Annotated in this window: 1 protein-coding gene; it reads left to right on the top strand. The window is 69.9% G+C overall.

Features of this window, described 5'->3' with window-relative positions:
• The first annotated feature begins 60 nt into the window (after positions 1-60).
• A complete protein-coding gene (locus tag ACFVZW_RS37085) occupies positions 61-1,269 on the top strand; it encodes an IS701 family transposase (protein ID WP_384531017.1) in 1,209 nt (402 codons plus the stop codon).
• The last annotated feature ends 121 nt before the right edge of the window (positions 1,270-1,390 follow it).

The following is a 1,390-nucleotide window of genomic DNA, read 5'->3' on the forward strand; positions in this document are numbered from 1 at the left end:
CCTAGTAGTGCTTTGTTAGGTGGTCTTGTCGTGGTGGGTGGGTGGTAGTTCGCTGGCTGTATGAGGTCTGGGGAGCTTGCCGCGGTGCGGGGCCGGTTGGAGGAGTTCGCGGCGGAGGTGTTCGCGCCGTTGGTGCGTCGGGACCAGCGGGCGAAGGGCGCGTTATATCTGCGGGGGCTGCTGCTGGACGGCCGCAGGAAGTCGATGCAGCCGATGGCTGAACGGCTCGGTGTCGATCACCAGCAGTTGCAGCAGTTCATGACAACCTCGACGTGGCAGGTCAGGGACGTGCGGGCCCGGCTGGCGTGGCGGGCGGTGGCCGTCGTGCAGCCGCAGGTGTGGGTGGTGGACGACACCGGCTTCCCCAAGGACGGCCGTTCCTCGCCCGGGGTGGCCCGGCAGTACTCGGGCACCCTGGGCAAGGTCGGCAACTGCCAGATCGGCGTCAGTGTCCACGCCGCCTCCGAGGAGGCTTCGTGCCCGTTGTCCTGGCGCCTGTTCCTGCCCGCCGCCTGGGACGGTCCCGACGCCCAGGCCCGCAGGCGGGCCTGCCGGATCCCCGACGACGAGTGCCATCGTCCCAAGTGGCAGCTCGCCCTGGACATGCTCGACGAACTCGCCGGCTCCGGGCTGCGGCCCGCCGTCCTGGTCGCAGATACCGGCTACGGCGCGAACGCCGACTTCCGCCACGGCCTGGACGAACGCGGCCTGGCCTGGGTGCTGCAGGCCAAGGGCGAGATGACCGCCCACGGCCAGGACGCGGTGCCGCACCAGCCCGAATACGGCGGGCTCGGCCCCAGGCCGCTGCCCCGCTATCGCACCCGGCCCGTGTCATTGCGCGAGCACGTACTGGCCGCGGGTCGCGGCCGCGGTCGGACCGTGACCTGGCGCAAGGGATCGAAGGCGGCGATGAGCTCGCACTTCGTGTTCCTGCGCGTCCGGCTCGCGGGCCGTCGCCCGAAACCGGCCGCCGACGGCACGATCGGGTTGTCCTGGCTGATCGCCCGGTGGCCCGAGGGCGAGCGCGAACCGGTGCAGTACTGGATCTCGAACCTGCCACCCGATATCCCCGCCAGGGATCTGGTCCGGCTGGCGAAAGCCCGGTGGCGGATCGAGCACGACTACCGCGAGCTGAAAGCAGCCCTGGGCCTGGACCACTTCGAGGGCCGTTCGTTCGCCGGCTGGCACCGGCACGTCACCCTCGTCACCGCCGCCCACCTGTTCCTGACCGAACAGCGGAGACACCCAAAAGCCCATGCCAGGGCCTGACCCTCTACCAGGCCCTGGACCTCCTCCAACAGCTCATCGCCACCTGGACCGGCACCTGCCCCACCTGCCGACAGATCGTCCCATGGCAGCCCTACGACACCACCTAACAAAGCACTACTAG

Origin of the sequence: Streptomyces sp. NPDC059567, assembly GCF_042735655.1 — a bacterium.
Lineage (GTDB): Bacteria > Actinomycetota > Actinomycetes > Streptomycetales > Streptomycetaceae > Streptomyces.